Origin of the sequence: Chryseobacterium lathyri, assembly GCF_003290185.1 — a bacterium.
Classification (GTDB): domain Bacteria; phylum Bacteroidota; class Bacteroidia; order Flavobacteriales; family Weeksellaceae; genus Chryseobacterium; species Chryseobacterium lathyri.
On the sequence record NZ_QNFY01000003.1, the window covers coordinates 226,340 to 249,524 of the forward strand.

Consider the following 23,185-nt stretch of genomic DNA (forward strand, 5'->3'; position numbering starts at 1 on the left):
ACATTCCGAAAATACGACACCGTTTTTTTCATTATCCTGTAAAATCAAAAGAAAAAACTGATATATTTGCTTTCAGATAATTAGACATATTATGGAAAATGTATTTGATGCAAAAGATGCTCAGAACTATATTGATAGGATAAATAAGCTGGTAGAGGATACCCACGGTTTGTGGGGAAAAATGACGGTTGATCAGATGCTTGCCCACTGCAGCGTATCCTATGAAATGGTATATGAACCTGAAAAACATAAAAAACCGGGCTCCATTGCAAAATTTATTTTAAAGACTTTTGTAAAACCTAAAGTAGTTGGAGAAAAGGCTTATCCAAGAGATTCCCCTACAGCTCCCCAGTTCTTAATTACCGGAAGGAAAAACTTTGACGAAGAGAAGAAAAGGCTGATCGGTTTTATCCAAAAAACACAGCAGTTGGGGGCAGAAGCTTTCGATGGAAAAGAGTCATTTTCTTTTGGTAAATTAACTTCGCAGCAATGGAACAATATGTTTGCCAAGCATCTGAACCATCATCTTTCCCAATTTGGCGTTTAAACATTACACATTATGAAAAAACTTTTATGGTTCCTCATTCTTGCCTGCAATTTTGCATGGGGGCAGATGCCGGATATTTCAACAGTCTGGCTGAACAACAGCAAACCTTATACAGGAACAATAGGAGACCGCGGACAGGAACTGAAAATCAAGGTTAATATTTCCGAACAGAATAAGAAAAATGACCAGGAATACTTTATTTCCGGCTATTCTCTTGTGAATGATAGCTATGCAAAATATGAAGGTAAAATAACCATTACAAAATATAGGGACACCAAAAGAAAAGGTGTAGTATTTGGAGATTATGAACTGGCGGAAGAACCCACAGGTAAGCATATCGGTATTTTTAAAGGTAAATTTATTTATACCTTCAAGTGGAATAAAAAAACTGAAAAAATAGAAGGACAGTATATAGAATTAATTGGAGATTGGAAAAGTTATGACGGAAAACTGGACTTTAAAACCCGTTTAAAAAATCAATAACCATGTTAAGAAGAATACTGGCCGTTCCGGCTGGGCTCATTGCAGGTATTATCTGCATTACCATCATTGAAAAAATAGGACATCAGCTGTATCCGCCTCCTGCCGGAGCTGCAAGTGGTGATATGGTAGCCATGAAAGATTATGTTGCCCATGCTCCCTTTATGGCGCTTTTCTTTGTAATCATCGGATATGCCCTGGCAGCTTTCGTTTCAGGATTCACAGCCTCAAAAGTGGCTAACAATGGAAAGCATACTTCTGCCATAGTCTGTGGAGTTATTTTCCTGTTCATAACTATATATATGATGTTCTCCCTGCCTACTCCGGTTTGGTTTTGGATCTTAGGAATTTTTGTGTGGGGATTGGTATTGGTAGGAAGTAAATTGGCTTTAAAAAAATAAAACACATATGAAATTAGGAGCATTTCAATCAGTTTAAGTGTAAAAGATCTTCAGAAGTCTAAAGATTTTTATGAAAAACTGGGTTTCTCCGCTATGGGCGGAAGTATGGAGCAGAATTATCTCATCATGAAGAATGGAAGTACCCTGATCGGTCTTTTTCAGGCTATGTTCGATGGAAATATGCTTACCTTCAATCCTGGATGGGATGAAAATGCCCGGAACCTGGAATCTTTTGATGATGTACGTGACATTCAGAAACATTTAAAAGAAAATGAAGTGACGCTTGAAAAAACAGCAGATGAAACCACTTCTGGCCCTGAACACATTTTCCTGAAAGACCCGGACGGAAACATGATCTTAATTGACCAACACAGATAAAAACCAAATTATGAAAATATTAAAAAGAATTATCCTTGTCCTGGCTTCTATTCTTATCTTATGGATGGTAGTGGCTGCTCTGGTTTCAGGAGACTGTGTCTATGAAAAATCAATAACGATTAATGCGCCTGTTGAAAAAGTATGGCAGCAGACCAATACATTAAGAGCTATGGATCAGTGGAGCCCCTGGAATGATCTGGATCCGGCTATGAAAAAAGACTGGACCGGAACTACAGGGCAACCCGGTGAAAAAGTATGCTGGGACAGTGAAAAAGATGCTGCCGGAAAAGGATGTCAGAAAGTAAAAAAAGTGGATGCAGCAGGCAAAAGAATAGATACGGAGATTAAATTTTTAACACCGTATGAAAGTGAAGCCAATGCTTATGTAAAAATTGTTCCGGAAGGCAGTGGAAGCAAAGCCACCTGGGGATTTACCTCAAAAATACCTTATCCTTTCACAGTAATGAAATTGTTTATGAATATGGAAGATGCTATTGGAAAAGATTACCAGAAAGGACTTTCGAGATTAAAAGAATTATCTGAAAAACCTTAAACAGAAACTCATTAAAACTTAACTCATAAAAAACAATCAATGGCATCAGTAAACACTTATTTAACATTTAATGGAAACTGCAGAGAAGCATTCGACTTCTATAAATCAGTTTTCGGAGGAGAATATCCTTACATTGGAACTTTTGGGGAAATGCCTCCAATGGAAGGCAAAGAAACTTCTGAAGAAGATAAAAACAAAATTATGCACGTTTCTCTTCCAATATCTAAAGAAACCATTTTAATGGGAAGTGATACAGGTGGTGAATGGTCTTCCAATTTCAAAGCAGGAAATAATTTCGCTATTTCCATCAATGCAGAATCCAAAGAAGAAGCAGATAAGCTATTCGGTGGACTTTCTGCCGGAGGACAGGTGACAATGCCTATGGCAGATACTTTTTGGGGAGCATACTTCGGAATGTTTACCGATAAATTCGGAATCAACTGGATGGTAAACTATGATGATCCTGCGAAAATGCAACAGCATCCTTAAGATTCTATACGAAATAAAGTTTAAAAATAACCGGCTGAGAGATCTGCCGGTTTTATTTTATATTTTCATTCCAAAAAAAACATAATTTAGAGTGTAGGAAGAGATCTGGATATGGATAATTAAAACAAATAAAAAAGCAGTGATGAAATTTACAATTGAACAGATTAAAGCGGCACCCAAAAGTGAAAAGCGGAGCAGGTTTTCCGAAGTAACCCAGGCCATAAAGAATTTTGGAGTTTCGGTGTATACGGTTTCCATTCCAGAGGAGGAATAGACTGTTCAGAGATCGGAATAAAAGGCTGGAAAATGGATTTTAATGTCATGACATGCATTATTTTGATACAGAAGGCAATGAGATTTTGTTAAGGCAAATTCCCGGTTAATTAAGAACTATACCTAAATTAATTAAAAATATTTTCGATTGAATTCTCCATTCATTATTGTTTGCTATTATTGATTTAAATTATTAATTTTGTTTTGTACGATAGATAATAGTAATTGAATAACATGAGAAAGATCTTCACGAAGCTGGTATTTACAGTATTAAGTCTGGGGTCGATAACGACATTTGCGCAGAAAAATGATTTAGGAGCATGGTACATGTATTTTGGAAATAATAAGATCAGCAAGAAGCTGAACTGGCACAACGAAGTCCAGTACCGGAATTTTGATGCAGTAGGAGACCTCGAACAGCTATTGATCCGTACGGGAATAGGGTATGATCTGACGGAAAATAACAATAACGTTTTGCTGGGTTACGGTTTTATTTTGAGCCGGCCTTATGTAAACGGTGAGAAAAAAGAGAATATTGAGCACAGGATTTTCCAGCAGTTTATTACGAAACAGAAGTTCGGACGTTTTAATCTGCAGCACAGATATCGTTTGGAAGAACGTTTTCTGCAGGATGATTTCAGGATGAGATTCCGCTATATGATCGGACTGAATATACCCATTACCCAAAAAGAAATGCTCCCGAAATCTCTATATGCTTCGGTATATAATGAGATTTTTCTGCATTTTGACAGTCCGGTTTTCGACAGGAACAGAGTATATGGAGCTTTAGGATATGTTATCAATAAAAATATGCGGATAGAAGCCGGTTATATGAATCAGATCCAGGAAAACAGAAACCGGGGGCAGATCCAGATCGGTTTTTATAATAATATTCCTTTTAACAAAAATTAATATTAACAGTCTTTGCCGGATGCCTTGATGAAGAAAAAAACTGTTAGTTTAGGAAATAGAATCAACAGATCAAAAATAAATAACACATATGCATTCAGGAAAAAGATTTGGTGCGCTTGAGTTCGCTACCTGGACAAGACGAAGTATCTATGTTCTAACGATATTGTCGGCAATACCTACTGTATTGTACTTTTTAGGCTGGAAATTTGTTTCCGTTCCCTGGCAGCCCATTGCCATTTTGGGAACTGCAGTGGCTTTTATTGTTGGTTTTAAAAACAATGCCAGCTACAGCAGGCTTTGGGAAGCCAGACAGATCTATGGTGCCATCATCAATGACAGCCGTAGCTTCGGATACATTCTGAGAGACTCCCTTTCTGCAAAAGATCCGAAAAAAGTAAAAGAAATGTTTTCCCGTCATTATGCATGGCTTACAGCACTCCGTTTCCAACTGAGAGAGCCCAGAGCCTGGGAGAATATGGGAACCGCACAATATGATGAATATGCTAAAAAATATGATATACCGGAAAGACTGACCCAGCTGGACGATGAGCTGAAAAAGTATATTTCCGAAACCGAACTTCAATACATTTTAAGCAAAAAAAACAGGGCAACACAGCTGATGGCCAGCCAGAGCAAAGAGTTATCCGAAGCTTATGCAAAAGGAGATATCAATGATTTTCAATGGACACAGATCAACCAGCAGCTGGTAAAATTTACAGATGACCAGGGAAAAGCAGAAAGGATTAAGAACTTTCCTTATCCGAGAAACTTCTCATCCATTACCACGTATCTTTTGCTGCTGTTTATTCTTTTCGTACCTTTTGGATTACTGAAAGAACTGGATAAATTAGGTGAAGGAACCGTTTTGGAAGGCTGGACCATATGGTTTAATATTCCATTTTCATTGATGGTTACCTGGTGTTTCCATACACTGGACAGTGTAGGTGAAGCTTCGGTAAACCCTTTTGAAGGAAGCCCGAATGACGTGCCAATCACCCAGATCAGCCGTACCATAGAGATTGATATGAGAGATATGCTGGATGAAACTGAACTTCCGCCAGCCATTATTCCGAAGAACAATATTGTACTTTAAAATAGAGGTTAGATTGAATATATACTGCTAATCAGTCGATAGAATTTTAAATAAAAACAGAACTTCCAAGCTTATAGACTTCCAAAACTTATAAGGTTTTAAAAAAGATAGACTTTAAAAGCCAGCCTTAGTTAAGTGTCATACTTTTGCGCCTAAAAGCAAGGTTTTTAAAAACTTAGTGTCTCTGTATTTAGTCAACTTCAAAATCAAAAAACAACTAAAAAAACAAATCAAAATGATTCACAGTTATGTTATCATATCCATTGCGGTCCTTTTGTCTGTAATGATATTGGTGATGATAGGGCAAAAGCTGAAAGTAGCTTATCCCATCTTCTTGGTTATTGCCGGTCTTCTGATCAGTCTGATCCCCGGAATGCCACATATTGAAATAGAGCCAGATCTTGTATTCCTGATCTTCCTTCCTCCAATTCTTTTTGAAGCGGCATGGTTTACTTCATGGCAGGATTTTCACAAGTGGAGAAAGCAGATCTTTTCAATGGCTTTTGGGCTTGTATTTTTAACTTCAGTTGTAGTGGCCTATCTTTCATCTTCCATTATCCCGGGACTTACTGTTGCAATGGGATTCCTGCTTGGAGGGGTGAATTCCCCACCTGATGCAGTAGCAGCCACTTCCGTATTGAAACATATGAAAATCCCTAAAAAGATTACGAGTATTCTGGAAGGCGAAAGTCTCATCAACGATGCTTCCAGTTTAATTGTCTTTAAATTTGCCTTAGCGGCTGTTATTTCGGGACAGTTTATATGGAGAGATGCTATTCAGGACTTCTTTCTGATGGCAGTAGGTGGAGTGGCAGTAGGTATAGCTACAGGACTCTTGTTTGGGGCTTTGTTGAGGATTATTCCTTCCAACTCCAATATTGATACGGTGATTACGCTGATTGTTCCGTACATTATGTATGTAGGGGCAGAACACTTCCATTTTTCAGGAGTATTGGCTGTGGTAGCCGGAGGTCTTTTGATGTCGTATAATTCACACTGCTACTTAAGTCATACCTCAAGAATACAGTCCGGAAATGTTTGGAGTGTACTTATATTCCTTATGAATACTATTATTTTTATTCTTATTGGTCTTGAGCTTCCGGTGGTGGTTGCCGCTATGAAAGATTACACCATTTCAGAAGGAATCTTTTACAGCGTTGTAATTGGAGGAGCTATTATTTTTACAAGGATATTGTACAGTTATGCTGTCATGTATTTCCCGAGACTCTGTTCAAAAGAATTAAGGTTAAAAGTTCCCAAACCGGACTGGCGGGAACCTTTCATCATCAGTTTTGCGGCTATGAGAGGAGTTGTTTCACTGGCTGCAGCGCTCTCGATTCCGGCATTTTTGCCAAATGGAGAAGCTTTTCCGCACCGTAACATTATTTTATTCGTAACTTTCGTTATTATATTGATCACGCTGGTAGGACAGGGGCTTCTTTTGACTCCGATCCTGAAATGGCTGAAAATAGATGATGCCGGAAGCGAATTACCTGAAGAAAAACAGGAAGTGATCCTTATGCGTAAGCTTAAAGAAACAGCACTGCACAAAATGGAAAATGATTTTTCTGAGCTGGCAGAAAAAAATACTTTGGTTCGCCACCAGAAACATAAGCTGGAAACCGAAATGATGCTGATGGCAGATAAAGCCCAGTGTATGGCTTCTACAGGAGATTACGTCAACGCGATCAATGAAAATAAAGATGTGCTCCGCCAGATCATCCAGGCACAGAGAAATGAGCTGCACCGGATGAAAAAGGAGAAGATTTTTGATGACCATGTCATGAGAACCATTGAGATGCAGCTGGATTTTGATGAAGCGAAAATCACCGGATTTTCTCATGGGTAAGCTATAATTTAGACAATGGATGCGAAAAAAATTATTGTAAAAACAGAATCTTCCAATTTATGGTGGGGAATTTATGGGCTTTGTGATAAGGCCGGTTGGGAAGATCTGGAACTATTTTATGAATCTGGCGAGAGAATTGGAGCAGTTTGTTTAAATACAAAAGGATATTTAAGAAATTTATCAAACAAGGAAAGCGAAAAAGAATTCTTTGATGCAGTCCAGAAATATTTATCAGATAATGCCTGTCATTATTGGTTCTATTATGACGAGCCTGAGGATGAAGATTTCCAGGAAGTATCTTATGATGCTCCCAAAAATGAAAAAGGAGTAAAACCGCGTTTCATAGATATTTGGCATCCTGATGAAGAAATTGACCTCAGAACAATTGAGACGGCAGTAGGTTCATTTGCCAAAAATATTTTAGAAATCGAAAACTGTACTGTTGAGGTTGTAGACGATGAACCGTTTGAGGAAGCTATTAAAAGCTTTAAAATACATCAGGAAAGGTTTGGTGGCGATGATGTGAAAATAAGATTTTCAGATGAATTGATTTTAGAGTTATCAGAACGCTGGAAAATGGAAAAAGAAAAGATATTGGAAAAATTGAATTCAAGTATTTAAATTTTTTTAATTAAAAAATAAAGATATGAACAACCCAATCACTGTTCAGTACAAAATAAATGCTCCGGCAGAAAAAGTCTGGAAAGCATTAACTGATAAAAATGAAATGAAATCCTGGTATTTTGATATCCATGATTTTACTTTGGAAGCAGGAAAAGAATTTAATTTCTATGAGCCGGGTGAAGCTAAGAAATATCACCATCAGTGCCGTATTCTGGAAATTATTCCCAATCAAAAATTAAAACATACATGGTCATATCCTGAACTTTCTGATGCCGTAACTACCGTAACATGGGATCTTCAGAAAGAAGACACCGGAACGTTGGTAACATTGACTCATGATGATATTGAAGGTTTCGATAGTTTGGGCGAAAATTTTTCAAAGAAAAGTTTTACCGAAGGCTGGAACGGAATTATCGGAAAAAGTATGAAAGAATACCTGGAAAAATAAGAATATGATTGAGCTGCAGATTTTTAAAGCAGAAGATGCTCCTGAACTGATTTCTAAAATAAAAGACAAAAGATCACTTCTTCAGTTTGCCGGTCCTGCTTATTATTTTCCCCTTACAAAAGAACAGCTGGAAGATGATCTGAAAAACGAAAACCGATTTATGTTCAGGGTTTTTGATACATCAGAGCACAATGTGATCGGTCATGCTCAAATCTTTTTGAAAAACCATACTTTCCTGCTTGGAAGAATCCTGATCTGGGATGAAAACAATCGGGGAAAAGGTTATGGAAAGAAAATTGTAAAGGAGCTGCTGAAATATGGCTTCAGTCATTTAGATAGAAAAACAGCTGAGCTGAATGTATACGACTGGAATACCGGAGCTATTGAATGCTATAAAAAAGTAGGATTTGAGATTGATCCGGGTGTCATGAGCGAAGTCAGCATCGATAACGAGCTATGGATTTCTATTAATATGAAAATTAATACGGATACTTTTGAATCCCTGGAATAATGACAACATTTACTGCGCTGCGTTCCTAAAAGATTTAAAACAAAAGTAAAATCTGTTGTAAGATCAGGACTTTTGAATAGAATAGGAGGGAGTTTACGGTGTATGACCACAACGGTTATATAGTACAATTTGGACAGCCTGTGGATTATATTGGCAATACGGAATAAAATTTGCTATTTTTGGAGAAATATTTAGAAATTCAATGAAAAAGAATATAATAGTAGGTTTAGCGGTGGTTTTGATGTTGGCGTCTTGTAATAAAGATGAGAAAATCCTGAACACTTTGAATGAGTATAATAATTCAATGGTAGAAAAAGGATATCATTTTGGGGATAAACTTGAACTTCCGAAAGAGGTGACGGAAAATGCTGAAAGCATCAGTATCAGCTTTGGAGATAAAGAAACTTCAAGCTTAACTGTTGACCCTAAATTCTTTACATTAGGTGATAATGCTGTTACTTTTAATATCAAAACAAAAGGCGGAAAAACCCTTAATCAGGATGCAACCATCAATGTATTTGCAAAAAATCCTGAAAAAACCATGGCATATCAGATCATAGCTGAATACCCGCACGATCCAAAGAATTTTGTTCAGGGTTTCCAGATCGAAGGAAATACAATCTATGAAAGTGACGGGCAGAACGGCTCTTCACAGATCCTTAAATATACATTAGGAACTACAACCCCGCTTGCTTCTACAAAGCAGGCTCAGGAAGATTTCTCTGAAGGAAGCACCATTGTAGGTGATAAAGTATATCAGCTGACGTGGCAGAGCAAAAAAGGCTATATTTATGATAAAAGCTCTTTGAAACTGCTTTCAGAATTTGCTTACCCGAATGTTTTGGGCGAAGGTTGGGGACTTACGTATGACGGAAAAAACCTGATAGCATCGGATGGAAGCAAGCTTTTATACTTCCTGGATGCCAACAATCCTTCAAAACTGATCAAATATGTTGCAGTAGCAGGAAGTTCCCAGATCTATGACCAGCTGAATGAACTGGAATACCACAACGGATTTATCTATGCGAATGTATGGCAGAAACCTGTCGTATTAAAGATCAATCCTGCAACGGGAGAAGTAGTAGGTACATTTGACTTTACAGATATTGCAAAACAAAATACCAAAGGAAGTGATGACGTATTGAACGGTATTGCTTTCAAAGGTGACAATATGCTCGTAACCGGTAAAAACTGGCCTAAAATCTATGAAGTTCAGATCAAATAATCTGAATGAAGATTTATCTATAAAAAACAGCGTTCCTCAGGAGCGCTGTTTTTAACTAAAAGACTAGCTAAAATGGATAAGATTACTATTAATAATTCATTTTTAAAATTTAAATAAAAGTGTGTAAATTGCCGACGTTCCGCATAGGAAAATTATCTTTACCAAAATAGATTTTGAAATTATTTTACATCATATTTATCTTCTTTTTCTGTACAGTAAACGCACAGAAGTCCCTTCCTTTAGATACATTAAAGCTGAAGGAAGCTAAAGATATGCTGGCGGACGACTACGGCAATCTCTATATCTATAAAAACAAAGATTTCAGTTTTACCAAATACGATTCTTTAGGAAAACAGCTTGGAAAAATGATGCTTACGGTGCCATATAAAGTACAGTCTGTGCAGAACCCGCTGAGCCTGGCATTATTCTCAGAAAATGCCCAGGAAATGAAATTTGTCGATCAGAATATGAACGAGATCCAGAAAATAGATTTCAGACAGAAGTTCGGGTTTATCAAAATGGCCTATGCCGAAGATCTTCAGCAGCTGTGGCTTCTGGATGACAGTACGAAACGACTGATTCAGTATAACTTCAGAAACGATACAACAATTAATTCTTATCCTTTTGATATCAGTTTTGATGATATGATGGATCTGCTTGTATTTGAAAATAAAGTCTATATTTTAACCCGGAAACATATCCGGATATACTCGCTGAAATTTGAAAAGCTCTTTGAAGCTCCACTTGAAAACGGGAAAAGATTCAGACGGGAGAATGATGTTATTTTGGTGGTCGCAGACAATTCGATCCTGAAATATGACCCGGAAAAAGGGATGATTAAAATTTTTGAAGATAAAGACGCACAAATTGTGGATAAAAACATCCTTTCTTATTTTGAAATCAAAGCGAACAAACTCTATCTTTACAGCCTTGAAAAAATAAAGGAAACTAAACTGCAGACAGAACCCGAAACCAAGCAGGTTGCTCCGCCAGCTCCAGAACCACCATCTGAACAGCCAGTTGGAACAGAAGTGGAAAAAACTGATGTAGAAAAGACGGAATCTGATAAAAAAGCTCCGGATAATACTCTACAAAAGCTGATGGAAGACACATCCGAGGTTCAGGCTGCAGGTGTTTAGTCAGGATTAAATAAAAAATATTAAGGAGAATGCATATTGCAGTTACAGGAAATATTGGTGCCGGTAAAACAACATTAACTACGATGCTTGCCAAGCATTACGGATGGGATGCACAGTTTGAAGATGTAGATCACAACCCTTACCTCGAAGATTTTTATGCGGATATGAGCAAATGGAGTTTTGCCCTTCAGATTTACTTTTTGGGAAGCAGATTTCGTCAGGTTAAAGAGATCAGGGAAAGCGGTAAGAATATTATACAGGACCGTACGATCTATGAAGATGCCCATATTTTTGCTGAAAACCTAAATGACATGAAACTTCTTTCAGACAGGGATTTCAATAACTATGTATCTGTTTTCGGTCTGATGAAGTCTTTCGTCTCTGCTCCGGATCTGTTAATTTATCTTAAATCCGATGTTCCGAATCTTGTGAAAAAGATCTACAAAAGAGGAAGGGAATATGAAGCATCGATCAGTATTGAATACCTGTCAAAACTCAATCAGAAATACGAAAAATGGATCTCCGATTATACTGAAGGAAAACTTCTGGTAATCGAAGTGGATGACCTGGATTTTGTAGAAAAGCCCGAAGACTTTGGGTTTATTCTTGAAAAGATAGAAGCAGAACTGAACGGCTTATTTTAACAAATTTTTATCAGAATTTAAGAGAAGCTCTCCGTTTATTCTTCCTAACTTTAAGGAGAAAGTTCAATTTTAAATAGTAACATTATGATGGTTAAGGTTTTACATAACGGGAACTGCTCTAAATCAAATGCTGTACTTGAGTATCTTGATGAAAACGGTGTGCCTTTTGAGATCATCAACATCATGGAAGATCCGTTGAGCGTCTTGGAAATCAAAACAGTATTGAAAAAGCTGAATCAGAGCGTATTTCATATGATCCGTAAAGCAGATAAGCTGTATATGGAAAATTATGCTGATAAAAATTATTCTGAAGAAGAATGGATTAAAATCCTGTCTGAGAATCCTTCCCTGATACAGAGGCCTATCCTGATCAAAGGATCTGTTGCCATGCTGGGGAGACCTATTGAGAATGTAAAATTCTTTATTGAAAAATAATAATAAAAAAAGTCAGCTTTTAGCTGACTTTTCTTTTCTCTTACAATAGAATGACGCCTTCTATTTTAGCGACATCTTTATAAATATTCACCACCTGATCTGCATCCAGAACGAATGCATTGATATTACATGCGGTGTATTTTCCGTTTTTGCTTTCGCGGTTTCCCAATGTAAACTTGATACCGTCAAAAACTTTATAAATTTCAGTAAGTTTTGCCTGATCTGTGGGAATGATAAATTTAAATAAATAATCTTCAGGAAAGTCATGGTGACCTTCCAGTTTCTCCTTCAGAGAATTATAAAAATCCTCAGGGTTAGCGTGTTGGTTTCCTTGTAATATGTCCATCTGCAGTTGTTAAGTTATATATAAATATAGCGAAAATTTTTCTATTTTCCAAGTGGTCCAAGCAGTGCTTTAGAGTTCTGATGCTCGTAATCTTCAATGATATTGAACAGTCCGTTCACCAGCTGTTCAGAGGCAAGTCTGCTCAAGCCACCGGTGTTTACATTACTGTTGCTTCCACCAAGAAGGCTGCCCAAAAGATTATTTCCTGAAAGAGCGGTATTGATTGTTTTTGCAATTCCATATTCATTCAGTTTCTCATCCACTTTGGGAGCGATGGCAGCAACGAGCTGCTGAGAGGTCTTCTCCTTTAAGACTGTGTTGCTGTTGTACCCTGAATAATTCTTGTCACATCCTGTGCATTTAAACTGTTTACAGCCCCTTGTAGAATAGGCTTTGATGTGTTAACGGTATATGCTGCTGCCTGTGCAATAAAATCTCTTTCCTTAGCTACCAGGGAAGGAGCAATTTTTTCAAGGGTAGAATTAATGTCTCTCAGCTCTTTTGGAAGAGCCTTATCCACCATATTATTTTGAAGGAAAGCTTCCTTGTTGCTGTAAATCCCCATTCCTTTATCTATACCGTTCAGTAAAACTCTTTTAATAATAGATAATCCAAGGTCGGATGTCGCCATGGTTGTGCAGGATTGAACACTGGTAAAAATTAATGTACCGGTTCCAATTAATAATGCTGCTGTTATAATGTATTTTTTCATTGATCTTTTTCTTATTTTTCCAAATATTGCGCCAAAGGTAAACACTATAACCGTATTAACAAAATATTAAATTCTTATTACGTATTTGGGGATTTTTTTGTTAAAAGTAAAAGGTTTTCGATTAGGTATTTTGTTGTAAATTCATATTTATAATGTAATTTAGTTATTCTAATGTGAATTATTTAGCTTTCTGTATAAGATTCATTTGAGTTTTTTAAATTTTTACAATATGTTAACATTGTTCGATTTTTTTTCTATTTTTGAGTAATGTCTTTTTTTGAGAATTTAAATAACTCCACTAAGAAGGACATGTTTTTAAAATTAGATTGTACGAATAAAATTGAACTATATGAAACAACGTGATTTAAAGTATTCATGCCTCATTGCGGTTTTGTACTTCGGTATGAACGTCAATGCGCAGACTACACCGAAAGACACTCTCAAAGAGCAGAAGATCGAGGAAGTGGTTTTGATAGGATATGGCTCTCAGAAAAAAGAGAATATTACCGGAAGTATCGGGCTGGTAACAGCAAAAGATCTTGCTGATAAACCGAATGCCAACCCAATAAGCTCAATACAAGGTAAGCTATCTGGTGTTCAAATTTTGAATTCCGGAGCTCCTGGTAGTTCGCCTAGAGTGGATATTAGGGGAGTAGGTTCACTTACAGGGAAGACTGTATTTATTGTTGACGGAATGATTACGGATGATATCTCATTTTTGAATCCTCAGGATATTGAATCCATGAGTGTTCTTAAAGATCCTTCCAGTTTGGCAATTTATGGAGCCAGAGCTTCCAATGGAGCTGTGATTATTAAAACCAAAGTAGGAAGAGGAAAGAAGCCCGTTTTTAATTTTAATTCATATCTGGGCTTTAAAAAAGTAACCAATATTCCAGAAATGGCTAATTCTGATCAGTATATAGAATTATATAATGAAAAGCTGAGAAATGAAAAAGTTACCGATCCTGCCGCATATTTAAGCAGATCCAACTTTCCGGCAGATACCAATTGGTTTAAAGAAATTTTCAGGACAAGTATTATTAATTCAAATGATTTTTCGGCTTCCGGTAACTTGGGGAAACTTAACTATTATGGAAGTATCGGAAATTTGCAGGATGAAGGTAATTTAGCTGCAGGAAGAGGTATAAATTCAGGAAGCGGATTCAACAGGTTAAATACAAAATTAAACCTTACATATAAAATAACGGACAATATAACCATTGGAAATAATTTTTCATTTTCGAAAATGCGTACGGATGCAGCACAGAATCCATTGTTAGATGCCTATACTGCTCCTCCGATATTTTCAACGATGAATGCTGCAACAGGAGATTATCAGTTTTTCAATGGATATTCTATTCCTAACCCAAGAGCCAAGCTGGATTTATTCCGTTCGCAGATCAGGCAGGAAAGGCTGCTGAATAATATTTGGGGAGAATACAAATTCTTGAAAGACTTTACATTAAGAGTAAGCTATACGTCGGATAATATTAATACAAACAAATATGAGTATTCCCCGACACTTACTTATGTTCCTGTTGCAGACCAAAAACCAACAAAATTAATTACAAGAGATTCCAGAGACAGAAATTATGTTTGGGACAATACCTTAACCTGGAAGAAAACTTTTGGAGGTCACAATTTTGAAGTGCTGGCAGGTTTTTCCAGAACAAGAAATTCCTATTCTGAAACCTACGCTGAAGCGCAAAATGTACGCTATGACGGGACGAACGAATCTTTAAGCATAAGTAATGGAACTGATATCTTGATTTATAATAATGACAGACCGGAGTTAAGCCTAAATCAGGATCAGTATCGTATTGAGTCTTTCTTTGGAAGATTGAATTATGATTATAAAGGAAGATATCTATTGAATGCTTCTATCCGTAGGGATGGAACTTCACAAATTTCTTCAGATGATAGATATAAGATTTTTCCGGCAGTAAGTGTAGGTTGGGTAGTATCCAAAGAAAATTTTATGAGTGAACAGAATCTGTTTAATCTTCTAAAATTGAGAGCAAGTTACGGTAAGCTAGGAAACCCTAATGTAACAAGAAAATATACACTAAATGTTTCAAGTATTGCAGGTGGTGCATATTATGGAAATACAGGATATCCTGCACAAACTATTGATGAAATAATAGATCCAACCATTGGATGGGAAACCACATCCGGTGGAGATTTAGGTTTGGAAATGGCTTTACTTAATAATAAGCTGAAGATAGATGCTACTTATTTTAGCAAGGATTCCAAAGATGTCGTATATGGAATTTTCCAAGGAACAGTTTCTGGAGCAAGTAATTGGCGTAATTATGTTACCAATGCCTATTCTTTTAATAATAAAGGATTTGAGGTTTCCGTAAATTATAATACTAAAATCAACGAAAATTTTGGCATTGGCGTTTATGGTAATTTTACAGGTTTGAAAAACAAAATCACTTCAGTATATGGGGATTCCTATTTAGAAACAGGGGTCAGCTTATTTGGTAATTCTATTATAAGACTTGAGGAAGGGCAGGCAGTTGGATCTTATTATGGATATCAGGTTGCTGGAATTTTCCAGAATCAGGCGGAGGTAAATGCTTGGGCAACGCAGAATCAAGCACAGCCTGGCGGATTTAAATTTGCAGATCTGGATGGAAATGGGGTTATTGATACAAGAGATAAAACATTTTTGGGAAGCCCTATTCCTAAAGGAACTTATGGTTTTGGAGTTAATATGAATATTTATGACTTCGATTTTGCTATTGATTTCCAGGGAGTATTCGGAAATAAGATATATAATTATAACCGTGAACAGCGTTTTGGAAACGAAAATTGGGACCTAGATTTTTATAATAACAGATGGACTGGTGCAGGATCATCTAATTCTTATTCAATGGTTACGAATAATCAGGCTATTATCTTACCTAACAGTTTTTATGTAGAAGACGGGAGCTATATTAGAATCAGAAATGTTCAGATTGGATACAACTTACCGAAAGCATTTACAAATTCTATGTCTATCACTAAACTGAGATTGTATATAAGCGCACAGAATCCTTGGACCAGTTTCAAATATAATGGTTTTTCTCCTGAAATTATGAATACAGACAGAGTACAAATGGGAGTTGATCAGAATATCTATCCTATCTCGGCGATCTATACATTTGGTATGAATTTAACATTTTAATTAGAAGAGTTATGAAAAAAATATTTTTATCAATCGCATTAGTTTCTCTTTTAGCTAGTTGCAAAGATGATTTTTTGGATATAAAAGAAGAGGGGGTAATTGAAGCGTCTACATTTTTTACCACAGAACAGGATGCAATGAATGGAACCAATGCTATTTATAGTTTTTTGAGAAGCTGGGACAATTCAGCGTTTCCATACCAGTTTGTTTTTGGAGTGCCTGCGGATGATGTGGTGAAAGGCTCGAATCCCGGAGATGCATCATTTATCAATGAGTATGATAATTTTACATACACCGTTAGTAACGATGGAGTAAGAGGATATTGGATTGGGCAATGGCAGGCTGTTAATAGGGCTAACCAGGTAATTTCTAAAGTGCCGGGAATTGAAATGAATGCTGATTTGAAGAACAGATTGGTTGCAGAAGCCAAAATGTTAAGAGCATATTTTTATTTTAATTTGGTGAGAATCTATGGTGGTGTTCCAATATTTGATGGTCTGCAGACCAATTATAATATTCCAAGAAACTCTGTGGATGAAGTTTATAATTTTATTATTTCAGATCTTACAAGCGCTGCAGCTGTTCTTCCACAAAGTTATGGCGCTGCAGATTTAGGAAGAGTAACAAAAGGAGCTGCTCTTGGGCTGCTTTCTAAAGTTTATCTCTATAAAAAAGACTGGCAGAAAGCTTATGATACTACCAATCAGGTTATTGCATTGGGATATGGTTTAGATCCGGATTTCAATCATTTATTCAGACCAGCTGGAGAATTCGGATCAGAATCAGTATTTGAAGTTAACTGTCAATGTTCAGCTCAGTTTGGAGGTAGCCAGTATGCTGAGGTTCAGGGAGTAAGAAATCAATTCGGTTGGGGATTCTTTACCCCTTCTCAGGCATTGGAAAATGCATTTGAACCAGGAGATATTCGTAAAGAATTAACCATTCTCCGAAATGGAGAAATTACTCCGGAAGGAGACCTGATTGCAATGGGAGATCCTCAATCTGTTACTACTTACAACCAGAAAGTGTATGTACCAAAGGCACTCAATAATAATGCATGTGGTTATGGATCGATCCAAAATATCAGAATTTTGAGATTTGCTGAAATACTACTAATAAATGCTGAAGCAGCAAATGAACTGGGGAATACTGCCGCAGCTATTACAAATCTTAATAAGGTTAGGACCAGAGCGCAGCTTCCAGGTACTACAGCCTCAACACAGACAGCTCTCAGAGCAGCAATATGGCATGAACGTAGAGTAGAGCTGGCATTAGAGGGTGATCGTTTCGTAGATCTGGTAAGAACAGGACAGGCCGCAACAGTACTGACTCCTTATGGGTTTAAGGCTGGAAAGAATGAACTTTTCCCAATTCCATTGGATGTCATCAATGAAAGTAACGGGCTGTTTACACAGAATCCGGGCTATTAAAAATAAACCATAAACTTTAGAGGAGAATGAAAGTTCTCCTCTTCTTTTAGTAAAAACAGGTAAAAAAGATTTCATGAAAAGGACCGTATTATCAATTGCTGTAACCTCTTTATTCTTTGCATACTCTTGCAAAAACTCCAAATCTCCGAAACAGGAAATTACTCAAAATGAAGCCGTGAAAAGCAACATTACTGATGAACAGCTTATGGACAGAGTTCAGAAAGATGCATTAAAATATTTTTGGGACTATGCGGAACCCAAATCCATGCTGGGAAGAGAGCGTTACCATGAAGACAATATCTATCCGGATAATGATAAGCATGTAGTGACAACGGGCGGCTCAGGATTTGGATTGGCAACGCTTCTGGTAGGAGTGGAAAGAGGATTCATTCCAAGACAGGAAGCGGTAAAAAGGCTGACTCATATGATGGATTTTCTTGCTAAAGCTGATCGTCATAAAGGTGCCTGGTCACACTGGATCAATGGAGAAACAGGAAAAACTGTTCCTTTCGGAAAAAAAGATAACGGTGGAGATCTGGTTGAAACCGCATTTCTTACTTCCGGAATTCTGATGGTCCGTGAATACTTTAAAAACGGAAATGCCGAAGAAAAAGCCCTTGCTGTAAAATGCGATGAGCTTTGGAAAGGAATTCAATGGAACTGGTACACAAAAGGAGGCGAAAAAGTCCTTTACTGGCACTGGTCACCAGAATATCAGTGGGAAATGAACTTTCCGCTGGAAGGGTATAACGAATGTCTTATCACCTACATTTTAGCTGCTTCATCACCTACCCATCCAATCGATGCTGAAACCTATTACAAAGGCTGGACGAGAAACGGAAAGTACCTTACAGATAAAACAAAATATGGACTTCCTCTATATGTAAAACACAATTATGCCGAAGAATACGGCGGGCCGCTTTTCTGGTCACAATATTCCTACATCGGTCTGGATCCTACCGGACTTTCTGACAAGCTGGTGAAAAACTATTTTGATTTAAACAAAAATCAAGTCCTTATCGACTATAAATACTGTGTTGAAAATCCAAAACAGTGGAAAGGCTACGGGCCAAATTACTGGGGTCTGACAGCCGGATATACAAGAAATGAAGACGGAAGTACAGGATACACTGCCCACATGCCTGGCAATGACAACGGAGTGATCACACCTACAGCAGCACTGAGCAGCTTCCCGTACACTCCAAAAGAATCGATGAACTTTCTGAGATTCCTATATACTGAGAAACCTGAGTTTATCGGCTCAGCAGGACCATATGATGCTACTTCAGTGAATTACAACAATTGGTTTACACCAAGATATTTAGCCATAGATCAGGGCACAATAGCACCTATGATTGAAAACTACAGGACCGGATTCCTTTGGAAATTATTTATGAATGCCCCTGAAATTCAGCAGGGACTCAAGAAATTAAGTTTTCAGTCTGAAAAATATGGCATTAAATAATTATAAATCTTACCTTCAGCAGGATTTTCATGAATAGAAACAGACTTTAGTCCGTTCAAATACAAAGTAACACACCAAACGGATTTAACCAAACCCTGATTAACAATATGAAATTAAAACTAAAACACCTTCCACTTTTACTCCTTCCGTTTTCATTACAGGTGAATGCTCAGGAAATAAAAGCAGAACTCAATAAAGAAATTAAAAGAACAGAAAAGATATCTTATATTCTCGATTACCCTCAAAAGGTAAAAGGAAATGTTCCGCTGATCGTGTTCCTTCACGGATCAGGAGAAAGAGGTAACAATCTTGAAGCAGTCAAGGTACACAGTCCGTTTACATATAAAAGCCTGATCAAAGAACCTGTAGCCATTTTAGCTCCGCAGTGTCCTGCAGATTCATGGTGGGATACAGTGACAATTTATAACCTGATCCAAGAAATTCAGAAAAAATATAAAATTGATGCTTCAAGAATTTACCTTACAGGACTTTCCCTGGGAGGCTGGGGAACTTTGAAACTCGCCATGGAACATCCTGAAATGTTTGCAGCAGTAGTGCCGGTTTGTGCACCTACAGATATGATCATGTATGCAAATATCAACCAATATAAAGATCTGAATATGAAGATTTTTCATGGAGGAATGGATGATATCGTTCTGCCTGAAAATGCATTTAACTTCTACCAGAGATTACATCCGGTAAACCCGTCAGCAGAATTGATTATTTTCCCTAATGACAATCACAATTCATGGGATTCCACCTATTCAGACCCTAAACTGTACGAATGGATGTTGTCTAAGAAAAAAGGAGAATAGAGCTTTTAGTGAATAATGCAGAACCAAAAATCAAAAATGTTTAAAGAAAAGGGGGAGATAATAATATGATCAATTTTATCGCAGATAAAATCCTTGCACCTAAAAAACATAAAGCTTAAAAAAATAGCGCCTTTGCATTATCCAACAAAAAAAGACCCCACGGTTAAACAATAAAATAAAATTAGAACTATAATTTAAGAAGATAGATTTATGAAAAAGTTAATTGTACTTGCAGCTTTAGCACTTTCACCTGTGTTTTCCGCACAGGAAATGGTAACCAAGCCGGTGCAGTCTTACCAGACAGCCCAATATCAGGCGAAAAGAAAAGCTTTCGTAGAAAATCTTTTGTCTAAGATGACTTTAGATGAAAAGATTGGCCAGCTCAACCTGCCTACCTCCGGAGATTTTACAACCGGACAGGCTCAAAGTTCAGATATCGGAAAAAAAGTAGAGCAGGGATTAGTAGGAGGATTATTTAATATAAAAGGAGCTGATAAAATCAAAGCTGTTCAGAAGGTCGCTATAGAAAAAAGCCGTCTGAAAATTCCTTTGATCTTTGGAATGGATGTCATCCATGGTTACGAAACCACTTTCCCGATTCCACTGGGCCTTGCTGCTTCATGGGATATGAACCTGGTACAGCAGTCTGCAAGAGTTGCTGCGAAAGAAGCTTCTTCAGACGGGATCAACTGGACTTTCTCGCCGATGGTAGATATTTCCCGTGAACCGAGATGGGGAAGGGTTTCCGAAGGTTCCGGAGAAGATCCTTATTTAGGCAGCGAAGTTTCTAAAAATATGGTCTATGGCTATCAGGGAAAAGATCTTTCCGCCGGTAATACCATTTTAGCCTGTGTAAAGCATTTCGCACTATACGGAGCTGGAGAAGCCGGACGTGATTATAATACAGTGGACATGAGTCATGTGAGAATGTTCAACGAATATTTTCCTCCATATAAAGCAGCGGTAGATGCAGGAGTAGCTTCTGTAATGGCCTCTTTCAATGAAGTGGACGGAGTTCCGGCAACCGGAAATAGATGGCTGCAGACTGATGTTCTGAGAAAAATGTGGAACTTCAAAGGTTTCGTAGTGACCGATTATACCGGGATCAATGAAATGACAGAACACGGAATGGGAGACCTTCAGCAGGTATCTGCTTTAGCCCTGAAGGCCGGAGTAGATATGGATATGGTAGGAGAAGGATTTTTAACAACCCTGAAAAAATCCCTTGACGAAGGAAAAGTTACGCAAGCTGAGATCGATATGGCTGCAAGAAGAATTCTTGAAGCAAAATACGATCTTGGATTATTCGATGATCCTTACCGTTACGGTGATGCAAAACTGGCTGCAAAAGAGGTTTACAATATGGAAAACCGTAACATAGCAAGAAGTGCAGCAGCCCAGTCTATGGTTTTATTAAAAAATGAGAATAATGTATTGCCACTGAAAAAATCCGGTACAGTAGCCGTAATCGGACCATTGGTTAATAACTCACTGAATATGGCGGGAACATGGAGTGTTGCCACAAAACATGCTGCCTCAGTTTCATTAATGCAGGGTCTTCAGGCTAATTATGGAAAAGAAGTGAAATTTCTTTCCGCAAAAGGTGCTAACATTGATTACGATGCCAAATTAGAAGATATCTATGCAGCTCACGGTAAAAAAACAGACAGGGATAATCGTTCTAAAGAAGAATTATTGAAAGAAGCAGTTGACGTAGCCAACAAAGCAGACGTTATCGTTCTGGCAATTGGAGAATCTGCCGAAATGAGCGGGGAGTCTTCATCAAGAACAGAAATTACCATTCCCCAGTCACAGGTTGATTTATTAAATGAACTGAAAAAGACCGGAAAGCCGATCGCGATGGTACTTTACACAGGACGACCGTTAGCTTTAACCAATGTAAAAGATACACCTGATGCTATCCTGAACGCATGGTTTGCCGGATCAGAAGCAGGAAATGCTATTTCAGACGTTTTATTCGGGAAAGTAAATCCTTCAGGGAAACTTCCGATGACCTTCCCGAGAAGCTTAGGACAGGTTCCTATTTATTATAATGCAAAAAATACTGGCCGCCCGTTAAGTCAGGATAAAGTCGATAAATGTGTGTATGAAAGATTCCGTTCCAATTATATGGATGAGTGTAATACACCACTATATCCATTCGGTTACGGTCTGAGTTATTCTAAATTCAGCTATTCCGATATGTCAGTTTCAAATCCGAATCCAAAAGGAAATCAAACGATTCAGGCTTCAGTAACGGTTACTAATTCCGGAAATTATGACGGGGCTGAAGTGGTGCAGTTGTATATCAGAGACCTGGTAGGCAGCATTACCAGACCGGTAAAGGAACTGAAAGGATTCCAGAAAATTTTCCTAAAAAAAGGAGAATCTAAAAAAGTAACTTTCGATATTACACCAGAAAGCTTGAAATTCTACAATGGAGAATTGAAATTTGACTGGGAACCGGGAGAATTTGATATCATGATCGGAACCAATTCTGATGATGTGAAACATTCAAAGATCAACTGGACTAAATAATATAACCAAAGCCATTCTTTTGAATGGCTTTTTCCCTTTTTTTGGCATGATTTTTAATAGCACAGTTATAACTTTAAGATAATAATTATGAAAAAAACGATTTTACTTGGCGCAATGTTTTTGGGTTCTTTTATATTCGCACAGATCAAAGGTGGTGATCGAGATGCACATGGATGCATCGGTTCTGCAGGATATACCTATTCCCAGATCAAAAAAGATTGTGTAAGAGTATTTGAGCAGAAGATTAAATTAACAGAAGTTGCCCCTAAAGGAAGCTCTACTTCAATGGCTGCCGTGATTTTTAGTAAAGATTTGAAGAAAGCCGAAGTTTTTGTTCCGGATACGGATGGAGAGAGCCTGATTCTTACAAGAACAGGAAAAGGTAAAATCTGGAAAAAAGATGGATATGCATTGGTTCCTTTCAAAAAGAATGGGTATCAGCTTAAAAAAGACAATGTTGTGATTTATCAGTAAATCCAGATTTATAAAATACAATTGAGACTGTCCGTTAAGGCAGTCTCTTTTTTTTAATTGAATAAAGAGTGTGATTCTACGAACATATATTTTCTACTAGGGCCTGGAGAATTGTATAATATGATCGGAACCAGCTCTGGTGATATAATATCTAGGAAATACATAACTAAATAATATATTTTGTAAACCCTTCAAAATAAGTGTTTTTTTTGTATCTTAGGTTAGCTAATAC

Annotated in this window: 26 protein-coding genes; 23 read left to right on the plus strand and 3 right to left on the minus strand. The window is 37.4% G+C overall.

Going from position 1 to position 23,185, the window contains the following annotated elements; all coding sequences use genetic code 11:
• Window positions 1-91 precede the first annotated feature (91 nt).
• The 17 genes from DRF61_RS05185 to DRF61_RS05265 all read left to right on the plus strand — a co-directional run bounded on the left by DRF61_RS05185 (window position 92) and on the right by DRF61_RS05265 (window position 12,001).
• Window positions 92-547 carry a DUF1569 domain-containing protein gene (locus DRF61_RS05185; RefSeq protein WP_111954747.1) on the plus strand — a complete coding sequence of 152 codons (456 nt, stop codon included), beginning with the start codon at window positions 92-94 and terminating at the stop codon, window positions 545-547.
• Window positions 548-559: 12 nt separating this feature from the next.
• Entirely contained in the window at window positions 560-1,030 is a 471-nt protein-coding gene (locus tag DRF61_RS05190) for a hypothetical protein (RefSeq protein ID WP_111954749.1), read from the plus strand.
• A 2-nt stretch (window positions 1,031-1,032) separates the two neighbouring features.
• Window positions 1,033-1,428, plus strand: a complete 396-nt coding sequence (locus DRF61_RS05195; RefSeq protein ID WP_111954751.1) for a hypothetical protein — start codon at window positions 1,033-1,035, stop codon at window positions 1,426-1,428.
• A 78-nt stretch (window positions 1,429-1,506) separates the two neighbouring features.
• Window positions 1,507-1,806 (plus strand): VOC family protein, encoded by a 300-nt coding sequence (locus DRF61_RS05200; RefSeq protein WP_373865961.1) that lies wholly within the window; start codon window positions 1,507-1,509, stop codon window positions 1,804-1,806.
• Between the two features lie 10 nt (window positions 1,807-1,816).
• Window positions 1,817-2,359 (plus strand): SRPBCC family protein, encoded by a 543-nt coding sequence (locus DRF61_RS05205; RefSeq protein ID WP_111955073.1) that lies wholly within the window; start codon window positions 1,817-1,819, stop codon window positions 2,357-2,359.
• A gap of 39 nt (window positions 2,360-2,398) precedes the next feature.
• Window positions 2,399-2,848 (plus strand): VOC family protein, encoded by a 450-nt coding sequence (locus DRF61_RS05210; protein ID WP_111954755.1) that lies wholly within the window; start codon window positions 2,399-2,401, stop codon window positions 2,846-2,848.
• A gap of 142 nt (window positions 2,849-2,990) precedes the next feature.
• On the plus strand, window positions 2,991-3,122 hold the full coding sequence (locus tag DRF61_RS23000) for a hypothetical protein (RefSeq protein WP_262510819.1): 132 nt from the start codon (window positions 2,991-2,993) through the stop codon (window positions 3,120-3,122).
• 233 nt (window positions 3,123-3,355) lie between these two features.
• Window positions 3,356-4,033: a DUF2490 domain-containing protein gene (locus tag DRF61_RS05220; protein WP_111954759.1), complete on the plus strand. Its 678-nt coding sequence runs from the start codon at window positions 3,356-3,358 to the stop codon at window positions 4,031-4,033.
• An 88-nt stretch (window positions 4,034-4,121) separates the two neighbouring features.
• A complete protein-coding gene (locus DRF61_RS05225) occupies window positions 4,122-5,126 on the plus strand; it encodes a bestrophin family protein (RefSeq protein WP_111954761.1) in 1,005 nt (334 codons plus the stop codon).
• A 235-nt stretch (window positions 5,127-5,361) separates the two neighbouring features.
• Entirely contained in the window at window positions 5,362-6,975 is a 1,614-nt protein-coding gene (locus DRF61_RS05230; RefSeq protein WP_111955075.1) for a Na+/H+ antiporter, read from the plus strand.
• Between the two features lie 15 nt (window positions 6,976-6,990).
• On the plus strand, window positions 6,991-7,596 hold the full coding sequence (locus DRF61_RS05235; protein ID WP_111954763.1) for a hypothetical protein: 606 nt from the start codon (window positions 6,991-6,993) through the stop codon (window positions 7,594-7,596).
• A 25-nt stretch (window positions 7,597-7,621) separates the two neighbouring features.
• Window positions 7,622-8,047 carry an SRPBCC family protein gene (locus DRF61_RS05240; protein ID WP_111954765.1) on the plus strand — a complete coding sequence of 142 codons (426 nt, stop codon included), beginning with the start codon at window positions 7,622-7,624 and terminating at the stop codon, window positions 8,045-8,047.
• A gap of 4 nt (window positions 8,048-8,051) precedes the next feature.
• Window positions 8,052-8,558 (plus strand): GNAT family N-acetyltransferase, encoded by a 507-nt coding sequence (locus tag DRF61_RS05245; RefSeq protein ID WP_111954767.1) that lies wholly within the window; start codon window positions 8,052-8,054, stop codon window positions 8,556-8,558.
• A gap of 202 nt (window positions 8,559-8,760) precedes the next feature.
• Window positions 8,761-9,783 (plus strand): glutaminyl-peptide cyclotransferase, encoded by a 1,023-nt coding sequence (locus tag DRF61_RS05250; RefSeq protein WP_111954769.1) that lies wholly within the window; start codon window positions 8,761-8,763, stop codon window positions 9,781-9,783.
• A gap of 173 nt (window positions 9,784-9,956) precedes the next feature.
• Window positions 9,957-10,922, plus strand: a complete 966-nt coding sequence (locus DRF61_RS05255) for a hypothetical protein (RefSeq protein ID WP_111954771.1) — start codon at window positions 9,957-9,959, stop codon at window positions 10,920-10,922.
• 29 nt (window positions 10,923-10,951) lie between these two features.
• On the plus strand, window positions 10,952-11,566 hold the full coding sequence (locus tag DRF61_RS05260) for a deoxynucleoside kinase (RefSeq protein ID WP_034705905.1): 615 nt from the start codon (window positions 10,952-10,954) through the stop codon (window positions 11,564-11,566).
• A gap of 84 nt (window positions 11,567-11,650) precedes the next feature.
• A complete protein-coding gene (locus DRF61_RS05265; protein ID WP_111954773.1) occupies window positions 11,651-12,001 on the plus strand; it encodes an arsenate reductase family protein in 351 nt (116 codons plus the stop codon).
• A gap of 40 nt (window positions 12,002-12,041) precedes the next feature.
• Here DRF61_RS05265 and DRF61_RS05270 read toward each other — a convergent pair whose 3' ends face one another.
• The 3 genes from DRF61_RS05270 to DRF61_RS22860 are packed head-to-tail and all read right to left on the minus strand — an operon-like array spanning window position 12,042 to window position 13,059.
• Window positions 12,042-12,347, minus strand: a complete 306-nt coding sequence (locus DRF61_RS05270) for a DUF493 family protein (protein WP_111954775.1) — start codon at window positions 12,345-12,347, stop codon at window positions 12,042-12,044.
• Between the two features lie 41 nt (window positions 12,348-12,388).
• Window positions 12,389-12,610 (minus strand): hypothetical protein, encoded by a 222-nt coding sequence (locus tag DRF61_RS22855; RefSeq protein ID WP_228452594.1) that lies wholly within the window; start codon window positions 12,608-12,610, stop codon window positions 12,389-12,391.
• 44 nt (window positions 12,611-12,654) lie between these two features.
• On the minus strand, window positions 12,655-13,059 hold the full coding sequence (locus DRF61_RS22860) for a DUF4197 family protein (protein ID WP_228452596.1): 405 nt from the start codon (window positions 13,057-13,059) through the stop codon (window positions 12,655-12,657).
• 349 nt (window positions 13,060-13,408) lie between these two features.
• Between DRF61_RS22860 and DRF61_RS05280 the strand changes: the two genes are divergently transcribed.
• The 6 genes from DRF61_RS05280 to DRF61_RS05305 all read left to right on the plus strand — a co-directional run bounded on the left by DRF61_RS05280 (window position 13,409) and on the right by DRF61_RS05305 (window position 22,953).
• Window positions 13,409-16,231, plus strand: coding sequence for a SusC/RagA family TonB-linked outer membrane protein (locus DRF61_RS05280; protein WP_111954777.1), 2,823 nt, complete (start codon window positions 13,409-13,411; stop codon window positions 16,229-16,231).
• 11 nt (window positions 16,232-16,242) lie between these two features.
• Complete coding sequence (locus DRF61_RS05285; protein ID WP_111954779.1) at window positions 16,243-17,661, plus strand: RagB/SusD family nutrient uptake outer membrane protein; 1,419 nt, start codon at window positions 16,243-16,245, stop codon at window positions 17,659-17,661.
• 73 nt (window positions 17,662-17,734) lie between these two features.
• Window positions 17,735-19,126, plus strand: coding sequence for a glucoamylase family protein (locus tag DRF61_RS05290; protein WP_111954781.1), 1,392 nt, complete (start codon window positions 17,735-17,737; stop codon window positions 19,124-19,126).
• Between the two features lie 107 nt (window positions 19,127-19,233).
• On the plus strand, window positions 19,234-19,941 hold the full coding sequence (locus DRF61_RS05295) for a carboxylesterase family protein (RefSeq protein ID WP_111954783.1): 708 nt from the start codon (window positions 19,234-19,236) through the stop codon (window positions 19,939-19,941).
• A gap of 210 nt (window positions 19,942-20,151) precedes the next feature.
• Window positions 20,152-22,479, plus strand: a complete 2,328-nt coding sequence (gene bglX / locus DRF61_RS05300; RefSeq protein ID WP_111954785.1) for a beta-glucosidase BglX — start codon at window positions 20,152-20,154, stop codon at window positions 22,477-22,479.
• A gap of 87 nt (window positions 22,480-22,566) precedes the next feature.
• On the plus strand, window positions 22,567-22,953 hold the full coding sequence (locus tag DRF61_RS05305; protein ID WP_111954787.1) for a hypothetical protein: 387 nt from the start codon (window positions 22,567-22,569) through the stop codon (window positions 22,951-22,953).
• The last annotated feature ends 232 nt before the right edge of the window (window positions 22,954-23,185 follow it).